Origin of the sequence: Yimella sp. RIT 621 (assembly GCF_004146205.1) — a bacterium.
In the GTDB taxonomy this organism is placed as follows: Bacteria; Actinomycetota; Actinomycetes; order Actinomycetales; family Dermatophilaceae; genus Yimella; species Yimella lutea.
In genome coordinates this window covers 1-1,848 of the sequence record NZ_SEIP01000032.1, presented here as the reverse complement: position 1 = coordinate 1,848, position 1,848 = coordinate 1, and the positions used below count along the sequence as shown (strand labels likewise).

Sequence of the window (1,848 nt, the reverse complement as noted above, 5' to 3'; positions counted from 1 at the left end):
ATTTATCTCTGCAGTAGACGCCCGGCCCGTCTTCGGCGCCTCGTGCCACACATGCCTTCCCGCTCGGGTTGCGGCGGGCCATAATTCGCCTTTCACGTGCCCGGCTTGCCGTCTTCGGAGCTGGGCCTTGACACCCCTGCACCGGGTACCCCCGCATCAGTACCGCACCTGCCGCTGGGCAGTCGATGCATCACCTGTCCGAACGGAATCGACCGGCCCCACGCTGATCACTGCTCTCACACCGCCGAAGCACTTCAACCGATCCGTCACTGCAGCATCATCGAGAAGCCGTCCTCGACACCGGCAGGTCCCGGGCCCGCTGGCTGTGATGTCTTCGCGCTGGCGGCGTCGGCGGAGAGAGGATTTCGCAGTGAGCAGCACCGCTCTTTCCGGGATCGAGGCGACCACCGAATCCGGCCCGCGGTGCTGCACGAAACCTTGGGGGCTCCATCGAGCCAGTGGCAATCCGGCCCGTGGTTGCCTCATCATGGAGCGGTGACTGCTGAGCGTTGCCGATCCACCGCCGATCCTGCCGAACCCCTTTCCGATGCCGAGCTGCTCATCGGCCTGGTGGTCTCACCATCCCTGAGTGCGGTGCTCGGCCCCGAGGTCACCACCTCGGTGCGCAAGATTTTGGTGCAGCGGTATCCGGGAGTGCGCTGGCAACTGAAGATGGCCGAAGACCGGCTGGTCGATCCACCCACCGAGACCTTGGACCTGCTGGAGGCGGCCCGAAACCGCGTGCTGGAGGACAACTGGGATTTGGCCGTGGTGCTCACCGAGATCCGCCTGAAGACCGGCCGACGTCCGGTGCTCACCCAGCTCAGCCCCGTGCACGGGGTAGGACTGGTCTCCGTCCCAGCCCTGGGAGCCGTGCACGTGCGGCAGAAGGTGCAAGAGACCACCGTGCACGTGGTCGGGCAGCTCCTGGGCTACGACGCCGAAGACCTCAACGCCCAGCGGGATCTTGCTCGAAGAGCCCACCAGCTGTCCACCGATCTCGACGAACGCCCGGACGACAACGTCGTGCAGTTCACGGCCCGAGTGCTGAGCGGCAACGTGCGGTTGCTGCTGGGCATGATCCGCGCCAACCAGCCTTGGGCCTTCGTGGCCCGGCTCTCCCGGGCGCTGGTCGTGGCAGCGGCCACCGGCATGCTGACATTGGTGGCCTCGGACCTATGGGTACTGGCCATGGCCTACGGGCCGGTGCGCCTGGTCCTGCTGGCGGTGATGGCGATCGGGGCGGTGAGTGCCACCCTGATCCTGGGAGCCGACTTGTGGGAGCGCCCACGGCGGCGAGCCCAACGTGAGCAGGTGATCCTGTTCAATTTGGCCACCACCGCGACCGTGGCCATCGGGGTTGTGATGTTCTACCTCGTCTTATTCATCCTGTCCTGGGTCGGCGCGCTGCTGCTCATCGACGAGCAGGTACTGGCCGGTGTCGCCGGTCACCCAGTGAACGCTTTGGACTACGCGAAGATCAGCTGGCTCACCGCCAGCCTGGCCACCGTGGGCGGAGCACTAGGAGCAGGACTGGAGGACGAAGATGTGGTGCGCGCCGCTGCCTACACCCGGTCCAGCACCTGACACAGCCCCAGCACAGAAGAACTGAAACATCTACGCGTTGATGCCACGTCTATGCAGGTGTCATTGCCGGTCGCGATGACTTGGTGGGCTCAGCGCAGTGCGCTGCCTCGTACTCGGCGGGTGGGGCGTTGCCGAGGCGGGTGTGCGGGCGGGCGCTGTTGTACCTGTCGATCCGGGATCCGCACCGCCCTGCCGGACGCGCGGATCGCAGTCGACAAGTGGCATCTCGTCGCCCTCGCCAACCTCATGGTCACCCAGGTC

The 1,848-nt window shown here is 66.0% G+C and carries 1 protein-coding gene; it reads left to right on the top strand.

The genetic code is table 11. The features are described from left to right. The first annotated feature begins 495 nt into the window (after positions 1–495). On the top strand, positions 496–1,587 hold the full coding sequence (locus EU513_RS15555) for a hypothetical protein (RefSeq protein ID WP_129627789.1): 1,092 nt from the start codon (positions 496–498) through the stop codon (positions 1,585–1,587). Positions 1,588–1,848: the final 261 nt, after the last annotated feature.